The organism is Peptostreptococcus stomatis DSM 17678, from assembly GCF_000147675.1.
GTDB lineage: Bacteria > Bacillota > Clostridia > Peptostreptococcales > Peptostreptococcaceae > Peptostreptococcus > Peptostreptococcus stomatis.
Map to the genome: position 1 here is coordinate 16,244 of NZ_ADGQ01000019.1, position 13,466 is coordinate 29,709.

Below are 13,466 nucleotides of genomic sequence, written 5' to 3' on the forward strand. Positions count from 1 at the left end.
TTGATTATATTTATTCTAAACTTCTTAAAGCATCAACTATGCTTATCTTTTCTCCTTCAACATCACTAGTCTGCTTTATTATCCTGGCAGGCACACCTGCAACTACTGCCCCTGGTGGAACATCTTCTGTAACAATAGCTCCTGCTGCAACTACTGCCCCTTTTCCTATCCTTACACCCTCAAGGACTACCGCATTAGCCCCTATAAGAACATTGTCTTCTACTACTACGGGATTTGCATTTGCCGGCTCTATAACACCTGCTAATACTGCCCCTGCTCCTACATGGACATTCTTACCAGTAGTTGCCCTACCGCCAAGGACTGCCCCCATATCTATCATGGTTCCTTCACCAACTACTGCACCAATATTTATTATTGCCCCCATCATAACTACTGCATTATCCTTTATAACTGCATGCTCACGGATAAAGGCACCCGGCTCTATTCTAGCATTTACATCTGATAGGTCCAACAGGGGTATAGCACTGTTTTTTCTGTCGTTTTCAACCACGTAGTCTACTATCTTGTCCCCATTGTTGGCAAGGACTTCCTTCCAGGTATTTAGGTCTGTAAATAGGACTCTTGACCCTTCACTTCCAAATGCCTTTACGCTTTCTGGTAGGTCTATATTGGATAGGTCTCCCTTTACATATACCTTAACTGGCGTTGTCTTTTTAGACGTGGCTATATAGTTAATTATCTCTTCTGATGTCAAAAAATCTTTTGCCATAAAATCCTCTCTTTCATATATCTTATATTATGTATTTTAATTTATAGGTTTTCAAATGTATAGAAGCCATTTTCCCTATTTTGCAGACCTTGGGCTGCCTTTAGGGCTCCATCAGCAAAGATCCTTTTTGACTGGGCCCTGTGGGTAATCTCTATAACCTCATCCACTCCGGCAAATAAAACCTCATGTTCACCCACTATGGTTCCACCCCTTAGGCTGGCCATTCCGACTTCCTTCTTATCCCTCTGGTGTTCGGCCTGGCTCCTGTCATATACAGGGAAATAGTCGCTGTCCACTGACTGAATTGCCTCTAGTAGCTTTATTGCCGTACCACTTGGAGCATCTATTTTCTTATTGTGGTGGCGCTCTAGGATTTCTATATCAAATCCATCTGACAACAGTGGCGTCAAGAACTTTAAGGCCTTTGTAAATACATGGACCCCATAGCTCATATTTGCACTAAAGAAGATAGGGCAATATCTTGCAGCCTCATCCATAAGGTCCTGTAATTTTTCCCTGGCCCCAGTTGTAGCCACAACTATTGGGGTCTTGTGGTAACTAGCCCCCCTCAATAGTTCACTTGTATTATTAGGGTGGGAGAAGTCTATAATAGCATCTGACTCTGGTAAATCATTTATATCCTTATATACTGGATATGGTGGGTTTTCAAGGTCTTGTATTGAAAATATGCCAAGTATTTCGTGACCCCTTTCAAGAGCTAGATTTTCAACCACTCGGCCCATCACACCATAACCGCCAAGTATTAATTTCATTTTAAGCCTCCAAACTTAGGAACTCTCTATACAGTCCTAGTGTATTTTCTCTTACAGCATCTGTTGTAGGAATCAAAGGAAGTCTGAAGTTTTCTTCCCCGTAGCCCATTTCCTTTAATACAGCCTTGACTGGTGTTGGGCTGACATCTGAGAATAGGGCATCTATAAATGGGTTTAGGGCAAGCTGTAGGTCCCTGGCCTCATTTATCCTTCCTTCCTGGTATAGGCTATATACCCTTAAAAATTCTACTGGTAGACAGTTAGATACAACACTGATTACCCCATCTCCACCGTGTACCAGGAAGTCAAAGAAGCTTCCATCATCTCCACTATAAAGATTAAAGTCTGTATTAGGTCCAAGGTATCCCCTTATCCTATCAAGATAGGCAATATCTCCAGTTGCATCCTTTAAGGCCACTATATTCTTGTGCGTGGCTAATTCTGCCACTGTTTCAGGGTTTATAGTCATACCCGTCCTACCTGGAACATTGTACAGGATAATTGGTATATCAACACTGTCTGCTATAGCAAAATAGTGGGCTAACAAACCTCTCTGGCTTGTCTTGTTGTAGTAAGGTGTTACAAGAAGGGCTGCATCTGCCCCATTTTCCTTTGCAAGTCTTGTATGCTCTATGGCTGTAAGGGTATTGTTTGATCCTGTTCCCAATATTATAGCACAGTCCCTGTCTCCCCTAATCCTTATAGTCCTCTTCAATAGGTCTAACTTTTCATCTATAGTAAGGGTTGCCCCTTCTCCTGTAGTACCTGCCACTACTATTCCATTTATGCCAGAGCTTATCTGAAACTCTACCAGGCTTTCATAGGCTGCATAATCTATACTTCCATCACTATTCATAGTCGTTGCTATCGCTGTAGTTACTCCATTAAAAATTGCTGTCATTTTTATTTCCTCCAATTATTCTTATTAACTATTGTCTATTTATCAATTGTATTTTTACCTATTTTCTTCTAGCATTTCTGCAATTTGAACTGCATTGCTGGCTGCACCCTTTCTAATGTTGTCTGCCACACACCAAATGTGGAAACTATTAGCTTGTGATATATCCCTTCTTATTCTACCTACAAAAACTTCATCACGTCCTGTGGCTTCTATGGCCATAGGATAAATGTTATTCTGTGGGTCATCGACTACTATTACACCCGGTGCCTTACTTAATATATTTCTAATATCTTCAACCTCTGCAGACCTTTCAAGAGTAATGTTTATTTCAACTGAATGTGAGTTTAAAACCGGAACCCTGGCACAAGTTGCAGTGATAGAAACTTCATCACCCAAATTTAATATCTTCTTTGTCTCCTCTATCATCTTCATTTCTTCTTTTGTATATCCGTTATCTAGAAAAACATCTATATGAGGAAGCACATTGTTGTATATTGGATGGGGATACTTTTTAGGAGCCTGTCCATCTCGACCATTTATCAAGTCATCTATTCCCCCCTTACCAGATCCTGATACAGCCTGGTAGGTAGTATAGGATATCCTCTTTACCCCATATTTGTCAATCAAAGGCTTTAATGGTACCACCGACTGGATAGTCGAGCAATTTGGATTTGCAATTATCCTTCTCTTTAACTTAGGATAATTACACTCTGGAACTATGAGGTCTATATCTTCCTCCATTCTCCATGCACTTGAATTGTCTATAACTATAGCCCCATGCTCTTCGGCTATAGGGGCAAACTTCAAGGATGTTGTTCCCCCTGCTGAGAAGATCGCATAGTCTATATCCTTATCAAATGAATGTTCATTTAATTCCTCAACTACCACATCTCGGCCCCTAAACTCTAATACCCTTCCTGCTGACCTGGATGATGCCATTAAATATATATTATCTACCTTGAGCTTACTTTCTCCCAAGCGTTCTATCATCTTAGTCCCTACTAAACCTGTTGCACCAACTATTGCAAAATTTGCCATACTCGTATCTCCCTTACAAAAGCATTCTATAAATAAAATTTCTAATTCAATCTCTTTACTCTTTTTTCTTGTATGTGTACTTACACCATATATCTAAATATCTTATATCCATCTTTGTATTGAATTTCCTATTTGCCTAATATTCCATATATGGTATATATCTTATTTATAAATTGGACTATATATTAAACTCCTTACACAGTAATATAACTGCCTTTTCAGATAAGTCCTTGTCTATAGCATAGGATATTGATATTTCCGATGTTGTTACCTGGTAGAAGTTGATTCCATTTGAACACAAAATCCTGAAAGCCCTTGCCGCAACACCACTTACATCCCTCATGCCTGACCCTACTATACTTACCTTGGCACAATCTGTACGGACTGAATACTTTATACCGCTAAACTTATCATTTAGGCTATCCAGAATCTGGTTTAAAAAGTTTCTATCTGTATCCTTGCAGGTGAAGGAAACATTCATATCATCCCCTGATACAATCTGACTGATCATATCTATATTTACACTGAACCTATCCAACTGATTAAATAGTTCTTCTACAAAATTTGTCCCTATATCACTACAAGCCAGTGTGACATGTAGTATATCCCTGTCCAAAGCTACTCCTGTAACAACCTTCTTTTCTAATAAGTCTGTATTTGCCATAATCCAAGTTCCTTTCGTATCTGATAATGTTTTTCCTAAATATAATGGTACATTGTAGTTTTTAGCTATTTCAACACAACGTGTTTCAAGAACACCTGCACCTAAGGCTGACAACTCAAGCATTTCCTCATAGCTAACCTGACTTAACTGTCTTGCTGCCTTGTATATTCTAGGATCTGTCCCAAAGACACCTGTTACATCTGTATATATCTCACAGGGAGCCCCTATAGCCGCGGCCAAAGCCACTGCTGATGTATCAGAACCACCCCTGCCCAGGGTTGTAATTTCCAGGTTCTCATTGTAACCCTGGAAACCTGCAACCACTAAAATATCAAATTCATCCAACTGGTCATTTAAAAAGTCTGCATCTATATCTGCTATCCTGCTCTTAGTATGTTGACCAAAAGTCCTGATACCAGCTTGTATGCCGGTCAATGACCTTGCCCTTACCCCCATATCATTTAGGCTAATAGCCATCAGGGAAATAGTATTTTGCTCCCCTATTGCTAGCAGGGTATCTAACTCCCTGACATCCGGATTGTCAGTTATCTTCTCAACTTGTTTTAATAAGTCATCTGTAGTCTTTCCCATGGCAGAAACTACGACTATTAACTTCTCCTTATTCTCTACTCTTCTTTTTAGGTAAATTGAAATATCCTTTATTTTTTCAATCGTTCCTACCGAACTTCCCCCAAACTTTAGTACAGAAACTTGCTTCATAAACTCATCCTCCATTAATGTACAATAATCATAATAAATTATTTAAATTAATTAATAGGAATATATGTCCTTATTCTATTCTTTAATAAAAAAAGGCAAATGTAGTTAGTCCACATTTGCCCTAAAAATTATAAATCCTCAAGGTATATTTTATCCTATAGTCAGGTCTTCTTTTACTGACCTCACTTAGATATATCCTCGTTTAATCGACATATTATGGCTAGCTCTCCATTAAAAAAGACAAATGCAGGTAGCCTACATTTGCCTATAATCTCTCCCTAATATGACAATCTCCTGGCTAGCCCTCCATTATACTTGTATAATGACAGAACAAAAACTATTAATCCCTGTTCCAACAATACTTGCAAAGCACTACAAGTATTATTTCGGCAACATCCCCTTTCGAAGTAGACTGCTTGCTTTCATTGCCTATTCCTACTCTTGTCAGTTGCGCCTCTATCCTATTTATTAAGTTATAAGCTATTATATAGCAAATAATAATATTTGTAAAGGCTTTCTTTTTAATTTAGTAGTAATAAATATTTTTAGAAATAATTGACAAAATAGGTATAAAGTGATATTTTTAAGATAAATATAAACTAGTTTAAAAATATTTTTCTTTATTTGATTTTTTATAGGAGGTTAAGTATGAGTAAAAAATTTGTCATCACTATTCTCTCTCTATGTCTGCTCACTATGGGTTCTTATGCTTATTTTTCATACTACGACAAAAAAGAAATACCCAAAAAAGTAAATACTGATTTAAATAGTTCTGAATTGAAAAAATACGAAGATAGGAGAAACTCTTTATTAAAAGAAAATCTTAGCTTGTATGATATTGGAGATAGATATGATATTCTATGGAATCAAGCCCTAAAAGGTGAAGAGGGTCTTGTTTCATATGTAAATAAAAAGTATCCGAACTTATCAGATACTGACAAGTTGAAAAAACAGGTTTCTGTTTTAGAATACTTAAATAGAACAAGGACACAGGTAGATTTTAGTGGAGAATTTCTAAATGTTGTATTCAAAGAAGCACAATTAAGTGATTATTTAATAAAGAATAATAAAAATGGAGATATTTCCAATAAAAATAATATTGAAACATTGGCAACAAATTTTGATGATTTGTCTAATAAGTCGGATTATAATAGGAAAGAATTAATAGATTTTCTTATACAAATAATTACAGCTAATCTATCAGCTAATGATATAGAGAAATTAACCAATAATGAGAAGATTCCTATTGATGTACGAAACGCAATTAAAAAAAATAATCCTCAACCTGTACCCCAAAATTAGACAAAAATGATGGTACCTAGAGGCATTACAATAGTGAGTTAAAAACAGGAAGGTGGGATAAAGTTCCACCTTCCTGTTTTATATATATAAGCCTATATTCTATTTAAAGCTCTACTTCTAGAAGAATTGGTGCATGGTCCTGTCTTTCTCCAGAATCTACCATTTCTGATACCCTTACCTTGTCAGCTACATCTTGACTAACTATCCAGTAGTCAATTCTCCAGCCCGTATTATTTACCTTGCTAGTCTTTACCCTCTGGGCCCACCAAGAGTATACCTCTTCTACATCTCCGTGAACCTGCCTAAAAGTATCTACAAAACCTCTGGCAAGCAAGTTTGTAAAGCCTTCTCTTTCCTCATCAGTAAAGCCTGGTGACCTGTGGTTAGAAGCTGGATTAGCCAGGTCTATTTCCTTATGGGCAACATTGTAGTCACCACAAGCAAGTACAGGCTTGTGCTTGGCTAGACCTTCTAAATAGTCTGCATACTTTTTATCCCATGCCTGCCTATCATCCAACCTTTTTAGGCCATCACCGGCATTTGGTGTATATACCTGTGTTACATAGCAAGAGTCTAGCTCAAGGGTGATAATCCTTCCCTCAGAATCCATTGTACATGGGGCTCCTATTTCAGGATATGTAGCCTTTACATCCATACCCTTCTTATATAGGAACATAGTTCCGGCATATCCCTTTCTGGCAGGCTCTACAGATGACCTCCAAACATGGTCATAGTCAGAAAAAATCTCTTCTAGACACTCTATATGCTTCTTAGTTGGCCCCTTGGCTGACAGCTTAGTTTCCTGTAGGGCTATAATATCTGCATCCATACCGGCCAGATTTTTTAATACATCTCTAGATAGTAGGGCCCTGGCAGAATCACTTGTTAGGGCCGCATTTAGAGAGTCTATGTTCCAAGAAATTAATTTCATGCTTACCTCCTCATTAAATCAAGTATTATTTTTCAATGCTTGTAGTTAATACTACTTTTTAACTAAATTGAATTTCTAGTTTAAATATAATTATTGCTTGTTTGCCTGGACAAAATCCATCATATACTATTATACCCAATAATTGCTAATCGATACTAGCTAGAAGAAAAATATTGTATAAACTATAGTTAGTTTATATAAGTTTTATACAACTCCCTATCCCTTGCCTACATTTATAAAAAAAGAGAGTGGCAAGCACTCTCTTATGTATATCAAATAATATAATTATTCAATTATAGAAGCAACAACTCCAGAAGCTACTGTTCTACCACCTTCTCTGATGGCAAACCTAAGACCTTCTTCAACACATATAGAGTTGATTAGGTCAACTTCAATTGTTACGTTGTCACCAGGCATAACCATTTCTATTCCTTCTGGTAGCTTACACTCACCAGTTACGTCAGTTGTTCTGAAGTAGAACTGTGGTCTATATCCATCGAAGAAAGGAGTATGTCTACCACCTTCTTCTTTCTTAAGAACGTAGATTTCTGCAGTGAACTTAGTATGAGCGTTAACTGTTCCTGGCTGAGCAAGAACCTGTCCTCTTTCGATTTCGTCTCTCTGAACACCTCTTAGTAGAGCACCGATGTTATCACCAGCTTCTGCCTGATCTAGTAACTTTCTGAACATTTCTACTCCTGTTACTACAACCTTTCTTGGTTCTTCAGTCAAACCAACTAGTTCAACTTCATCAGAAACCTTAAGAACACCTCTTTCAACTCTACCAGTTGCAACCGTACCTCTACCAGTGATTGAGAATACGTCTTCTACTGGCATTAGGAATGGCTTGTCAACATCTCTTTCTGGAGCTGGGATATATTCATCTATTATGTTGTAGAATTCTATTATCTTTTCTCCCCATTCAGAATCTGGGTTTTCAAGAGCCATTAGGGCAGAACCTCTAACTATTGGAGTGTCATCTCCTGGGAAATCATATTCGTTAAGTAACTCTCTAACTTCCATTTCAACTAGTTCAAGAAGTTCTTCGTCGTCTACCATGTCACACTTGTTTAGGAATACAACGATGTAAGGAACACCAACCTGTCTAGAAAGTAGGATATGTTCTCTTGTCTGAGGCATTGGACCATCTGTTGCAGCAACAACTAGGATAGCACCGTCCATCTGAGCAGCACCTGTGATCATGTTCTTAACATAGTCAGCATGTCCTGGGCAGTCTACGTGAGCGTAGTGTCTAGCTGGAGTTTCGTATTCAACGTGAGCAGTAGAGATAGTGATACCTCTTTCTCTTTCTTCTGGTGCCTTGTCTATGTTGGCGAAGTCTACCGCTTCACCTAACTGATACTTGTTGTGTAATGTCTTTGTTATAGCTGCTGTTAATGTAGTCTTACCGTGGTCAACGTGACCGATTGTACCAATATTAACATGTGGCTTACTTCTTTCAAATTTAGCTTTTGCCATTTTAAGTTTCCTCCCTTAAGAAATAAATTATTTATTAATTGGAGGGCGGAATCCACCCCCCTTTTTATTCTTTATAAGTATATCACTTTTATACTTATTTTTCAACATTTCATTAAAAATCTGATGATTTTTTAGGTCTATAAACGAATTTTCAGTTATTTTTCACTTTATAAAGTTCAATACCTGACCCTTTATAATAAATTAACCCTTCAGACTACTTACCTTCTGTTATCTTCTTAGCAACAGAACCTGGTACCTGTGCATAGTGGTCAAATATCATAGTGTAAGTCGCTCTACCCTGAGTAGTGGATCTAAGGTCTGTAGAATATCCAAACATTTCAGATAGTGGAACATGAGCTCTAACAACCTGAGCCCCATTTCTTTCTTCCATACCCTGAATCATACCTCTTCTAGAGTTAAGGTCACCCATAACGTCACCCATGTAATCGTCTGGAGTAACAACTTCAACTGCGAAGATTGGTTCAAGAAGAACTGCATTACCCTTCTTCATTGCATCCTTGAAGGCCATAGAAGCTGCCATCTTGAAGGCCATTTCTGATGAATCGACTTCATGGTAAGAACCATCGTATAGTTCAACTGCAACGTCAACAACTGGATAACCAGCTACGATACCTGACTGCATAGCTCCCTGGATACCCTGGTCAACTGGACCAACATATTCCTTAGGTACAGATCCACCAACAGTCTTGTTTTCGAACTTGTATCCTTCACCTGGCTCAAGTGGGTTAACTCTGATCTTAACGTGACCGTACTGACCTCTACCACCTGACTGCTTAGAGTACTTGTACTCAACATCAACTGGAACTGTTATAGTTTCTCTGTATGCAACCTGAGGAGCACCAACTGTAGCTTCAACCTTGAATTCTCTAAGAAGTCTGTCAACGATGATTTCAAGGTGAAGTTCACCCATACCACCGATGATAGTCTGGCCAGTTTCTGCATCAGTTCTAACTGTGAATGTAGGGTCTTCTTCAGCAAGCTTCTGAAGAGCTACACCCATCTTTTCCTGAGCTGCCTTAGAAGCTGGTTCTATGGCAACGAAGATAACTGGTTCTGGGAATTCCATTGATTCAAGAATAATAGGCTCATTAGGATCGCATAGTGAGTCTCCTGTAGTTGTATCCTTAAGACCAACTGCAGCTGCTATATCACCTGCATAAACTTCTGTTATTTCTTCTCTTGTATTGGCATGCATCTGAAGGATACGACCAATTCTTTCTCTCTTATTCTTTGTAGCATTTAGTACATAAGAACCAGATTCTAACGTACCAGAGTAAACTCTGAAGAAGGCTAGCTTACCTACGAATGGGTCAGTCATAATCTTAAATGCAAGAGCTGAGAATGGTTCTTCATCTGATGCATGTCTTTCACTTTCTTCACCATCTGGTAGGATACCCTTTATAGATTCTATGTCAGTTGGAGCTGGTAGGTAATCTATAACTGCGTCCAATAGTAACTGAACACCCTTGTTCTTGTAAGCAGTACCACAAAGTACTGGGTTCATTTCACAAGCTATAGTTGCCTTTCTGATAGCTACCTTTAGTTCATCTATTGTTATTTCTTCACCTTCTAGGTACTTCATCATTAGATCTTCGTCAGTTTCTGCAACTGCTTCTATCATGATTTCCCTATATTCATTGGCCTTGTCTACCATATCAGCTGGTATATCTACGACTTCGATTTCAGTACCTTCATCGTTCTTGTACATACTAGCTTTCATAGTTAATAGGTCTATGATACCTGTGAAGTTTTCTTCGCTACCTATTGGTAACTGTATAGCTACAGCGTTAGCCTTTAGTCTATCCTTCATCATTCCTACAACATTTAGGAAGTCAGCACCCTGTCTATCCATCTTGTTTACGAATGCTATTCTAGGAACACCGTAAGTTTCAGCCTGTCTCCATACATTTTCTGACTGAGGTTCAACTCCTGATCTAGCACAGAAAACTGCTACAGAACCATCAAGTACTCTTAGAGATCTTTCAACTTCTACTGTGAAGTCGACGTGTCCAGGAGTATCTATGATGTTTACCCTGTGGCCATCCCACTGACAAGTTGTAGCGGCAGAAGTAATTGTGATACCTCTTTCCTTTTCCTGTTCCATCCAGTCCATCTGAGATGCACCGTCGTGAGTTTCACCTATCTTATGAGTACGTCCAGCATAGAACAAGATTCTTTCAGTAGTTGTAGTCTTACCTGCATCTATGTGGGCCATTATTCCTATATTTCTAGTCTTTTCCAATGGAAATTGTCTAGCCATTTCTTTCCTCCTTAATTATTTCAAACTCAGCTGATGACTACCATCTGTAGTGAGCAAATGCCTTATTAGCTTCTGCCATCTTATGAGTATCTTCTTTCTTCTTAACTGAAGCTCCTGTGTTATTAGCTGCATCCATTATTTCCTTTGCAAGCTTTTCAACCATTCCCTTTTCGCCTCTAGCTCTTGTATATTTTACTAACCATCTAAGTCCTAGAGTCTGTCTTCTGTCAGCCCTAACTTCGATAGGTACCTGATAGTTGGCACCACCGACTCTTCTAGCCTTAACTTCTAGTACTGGCATGATGTTTTCCATAGCCTTGTTGAATACTTCTAGAGCATCTTCTCCAGTTCTTTCAGCTACTAGTGCGAACGCATCATATACTATTCTCTGTGACTTTCCTCTTTTTCCGTCATACATTAAATTATTTATTAACTTTGTTACTACCTTACTTCCGTACATTGGATCTGGTAAAATTTCTCTCTTTGGAACATTACCTTTTCTTGGCATTACGCTTCCCTCCTTAATTATTAAAGTTAAATCATAGGTACTCGACATTGTTTGCCGTGATGCCATAAATATATTATTTAAAGCATCGAACTATAATCAATTGCTGTTTTCCAGCTACTTGTTTGTCCAATTCTGGCTTGAACCTGCCCTGGGACTTATCCCCTCTGTAGACCACTCTTTATGGTCTACTAAAACTAAGTAAGTTTTTATCTCTTAATTACTTCTTAGCTTCTTTTGGTCTCTTAGCACCGTACTTAGATCTTGACTGTCTTCTAGCGTCAACACCTGCAGTATCTAGTGTACCTCTTAGAATATGGTACCTAACACCTGGTAAGTCCTTTACTCTACCACCTCTGATCATAACAACACTATGTTCCTGTAGGTTATGACCTTCACCTGGTATGTATGCAGATACTTCTATTCCGTTTGTAAGTCTAACTCTGGCAACCTTTCTAAGGGCTGAGTTTGGCTTCTTAGGTGTTACTGTCTTTACAGAAGTACAAACACCTCTCTTCTGTGGAGCACTAATATCAGTGGCCTTCTTATATAAAGAATTGTAGCCCTTCTGAAGTGCTGGAGCAGTAGATTTCTTTTCTACAGCTTTTCTACTCTTACGTACTAATTGGTTGATTGTTGGCATCAACTGCACCTCCTTTTGTTAAAATTTTCGATCTTGTTAATTGACCGCCAACCGGACCAATATGCTTAGCATATTGATTAATTGTTTTGATGCTTTTAGTCTTCACTAAAAAGGTATGCAATCCGTAGATTACATACCTTATAATTTTATCACCTCAAAGGGCTTGTGTCAACTAGTTTGTAGAATAATTTTTACTTTTTAAAATGGCTTTTAAATTAATCCCTCTTAAATAAATCTCTAGTATATACCTTATCAACCACATCATCTAAACAGGCATCATACCTATTGGCTATTATACTGTGGCTTATAGATTTAAACTTTTCAATATCATTGACTATCCTGCTACCAAAGAATGTAGTTCCGTCAACCAGGGTAGGCTCATATATGACCACAGTTGCCCCCTTGGCCTTTAACCTCTTCATGACCCCCTGTATAGATGAATCCCTGAAGTTATCTGAATTTGACTTCATAGTAAGTCTATAGACTCCTATAATACATTCCTTTTCATTTTCAAGAGAATATTCTCCATTACTATAATAGTCATCGTAGCCAGCTAGTTTTAGTACCCTGTCTGCTATAAAGTCCTTCCTGGTCCTATTGCTTTCAACTATAGCAGACATCATATTTTGTGGAACGCTATCATAATTGGCCAAAAGCTGCTTGGTATCCTTAGGCAGGCAGTAGCCCCCATACCCAAATGATGGATTGTTGTAGTCGCTACCTATCCTAGGGTCTAGGCAGACCCCCTGGATGATATCCTCTGTGTTTAAACCCTTCATCTCTGCATAGGTATCCAGCTCGTTAAAGTAACTAACCCTAAGGGCCAGATAGGTATTGGCAAAAAGTTTGACTGCCTCTGCTTCTGTAAATCCCATTGATAGGATATCTATATCTTCTTTAATTGCACCCTCTGCCAGGAGGTTGGCAAATATATTGCTGGCCCTGGTCAATTCTTGATCATCCTTGTCTGTAGACACTATTATCCTGGATGGATACAAATTATCATAAAGGGCCTTTGACTCCCTCAAAAATTCAGGACTAAAGATAATATTTTTAGTCTTATACCTGGCCCTGACCGATTCTGTGTAGCCGACCGGTATAGTAGACTTGATTACTATAATGGCCTCCTGGTTTACCTGCAAAACTTTTTCTATAACCGCCTCTATGGCAGATGTATCAAAATAGTTCTTTTGGGCATCATAATTAGTGGGTGCAGCTATGACAACATAATCCGCATCCCTATAGGCCATATCTGTATCTAGGCTAGCCACCAGGTCTAGGTCTTTATTGGCCAAGTAATCTTCTATATAGTCATCATGTATAGGAGATTTTTTCCTATTAATCATATTCACTTTTTCTTCTGCCACATCTACAGCTACAACCCTATTTGCCTGGGCTAGAAGTATAGATATGGATAGGCCCACATAACCTATTCCAGCTACGGCTATCTTGTAAGACCTATTTAATTTTGTTTCTTGTCTGTCCAAAATTTTCATCCT

At 38.4% G+C, this 13,466-nt stretch carries 12 protein-coding genes and 1 riboswitch; of the genes, 1 reads left to right on the plus strand and 11 read right to left on the minus strand.

The genetic code is table 11. From position 1 onward, the window contains the following. Nucleotides 1–10 precede the first annotated feature (10 nt). The 5 genes from dapD to HMPREF0634_RS01950 form a co-directional block, all read right to left on the minus strand. On the minus strand, nt 11–730 hold the full coding sequence (dapD, locus tag HMPREF0634_RS01930) for a 2,3,4,5-tetrahydropyridine-2,6-dicarboxylate N-acetyltransferase (RefSeq protein ID WP_007788522.1): 720 nt from the start codon (nt 728–730) through the stop codon (nt 11–13). 41 nt (nt 731–771) lie between these two features. Continuing rightward, entirely contained in the window at nt 772–1,503 is a 732-nt protein-coding gene (gene dapB / locus HMPREF0634_RS01935) for a 4-hydroxy-tetrahydrodipicolinate reductase (protein WP_007788493.1), read from the minus strand. A gap of 1 nt (nt 1,504) precedes the next feature. Beyond that, nucleotides 1,505–2,404: a 4-hydroxy-tetrahydrodipicolinate synthase gene (dapA, locus tag HMPREF0634_RS01940; protein ID WP_007788494.1), complete on the minus strand. Its 900-nt coding sequence runs from the start codon at nt 2,402–2,404 to the stop codon at nt 1,505–1,507. A 54-nt stretch (nt 2,405–2,458) separates the two neighbouring features. Next, nucleotides 2,459–3,442 (minus strand): aspartate-semialdehyde dehydrogenase, encoded by a 984-nt coding sequence (locus HMPREF0634_RS01945; RefSeq protein WP_007788503.1) that lies wholly within the window; start codon nt 3,440–3,442, stop codon nt 2,459–2,461. Between the two features lie 178 nt (nt 3,443–3,620). After that, nucleotides 3,621–4,826 carry an aspartate kinase gene (locus HMPREF0634_RS01950; protein WP_007788489.1) on the minus strand — a complete coding sequence of 402 codons (1,206 nt, stop codon included), beginning with the start codon at nt 4,824–4,826 and terminating at the stop codon, nt 3,621–3,623. A 291-nt stretch (nt 4,827–5,117) separates the two neighbouring features. Further along, a riboswitch (Lysine riboswitch) is annotated at nt 5,118–5,293 on the minus strand. Nucleotides 5,294–5,474: 181 nt separating this feature from the next. On the opposite strand from HMPREF0634_RS01950, the gene HMPREF0634_RS01955 reads away from it, so the two are divergent. Next, nucleotides 5,475–6,128, plus strand: a complete 654-nt coding sequence (locus HMPREF0634_RS01955; RefSeq protein ID WP_040565627.1) for a hypothetical protein — start codon at nt 5,475–5,477, stop codon at nt 6,126–6,128. Nucleotides 6,129–6,231: 103 nt separating this feature from the next. Here the strand turns inward: HMPREF0634_RS01955 and HMPREF0634_RS01960 are convergent, their stop codons facing one another. The 6 genes from HMPREF0634_RS01960 to HMPREF0634_RS01985 all read right to left on the minus strand — a co-directional run bounded on the left by HMPREF0634_RS01960 (nt 6,232) and on the right by HMPREF0634_RS01985 (nt 13,463). Further along, nucleotides 6,232–7,059 (minus strand): exodeoxyribonuclease III, encoded by an 828-nt coding sequence (locus HMPREF0634_RS01960; protein WP_007788492.1) that lies wholly within the window; start codon nt 7,057–7,059, stop codon nt 6,232–6,234. Between the two features lie 285 nt (nt 7,060–7,344). Further along, the gene (gene tuf, locus HMPREF0634_RS01965; RefSeq protein ID WP_007788515.1) at nt 7,345–8,538 is read right to left on the minus strand and encodes an elongation factor Tu; all 1,194 of its coding nucleotides are present in this window, start codon (nt 8,536–8,538) and stop codon (nt 7,345–7,347) included. A 214-nt stretch (nt 8,539–8,752) separates the two neighbouring features. Further along, nucleotides 8,753–10,819, minus strand: coding sequence for an elongation factor G (fusA, locus tag HMPREF0634_RS01970; protein ID WP_007788540.1), 2,067 nt, complete (start codon nt 10,817–10,819; stop codon nt 8,753–8,755). A gap of 37 nt (nt 10,820–10,856) precedes the next feature. Further along, a complete protein-coding gene (gene rpsG, locus HMPREF0634_RS01975) occupies nt 10,857–11,327 on the minus strand; it encodes a 30S ribosomal protein S7 (RefSeq protein WP_007788527.1) in 471 nt (156 codons plus the stop codon). Between the two features lie 217 nt (nt 11,328–11,544). Continuing rightward, on the minus strand, nt 11,545–11,967 hold the full coding sequence (gene rpsL, locus HMPREF0634_RS01980; protein ID WP_007788509.1) for a 30S ribosomal protein S12: 423 nt from the start codon (nt 11,965–11,967) through the stop codon (nt 11,545–11,547). Nucleotides 11,968–12,182: 215 nt separating this feature from the next. Next, nucleotides 12,183–13,463, minus strand: a complete 1,281-nt coding sequence (locus tag HMPREF0634_RS01985) for a nucleotide sugar dehydrogenase (protein WP_007788520.1) — start codon at nt 13,461–13,463, stop codon at nt 12,183–12,185. Between the last annotated feature and the right edge of the window lie 3 nt (nt 13,464–13,466).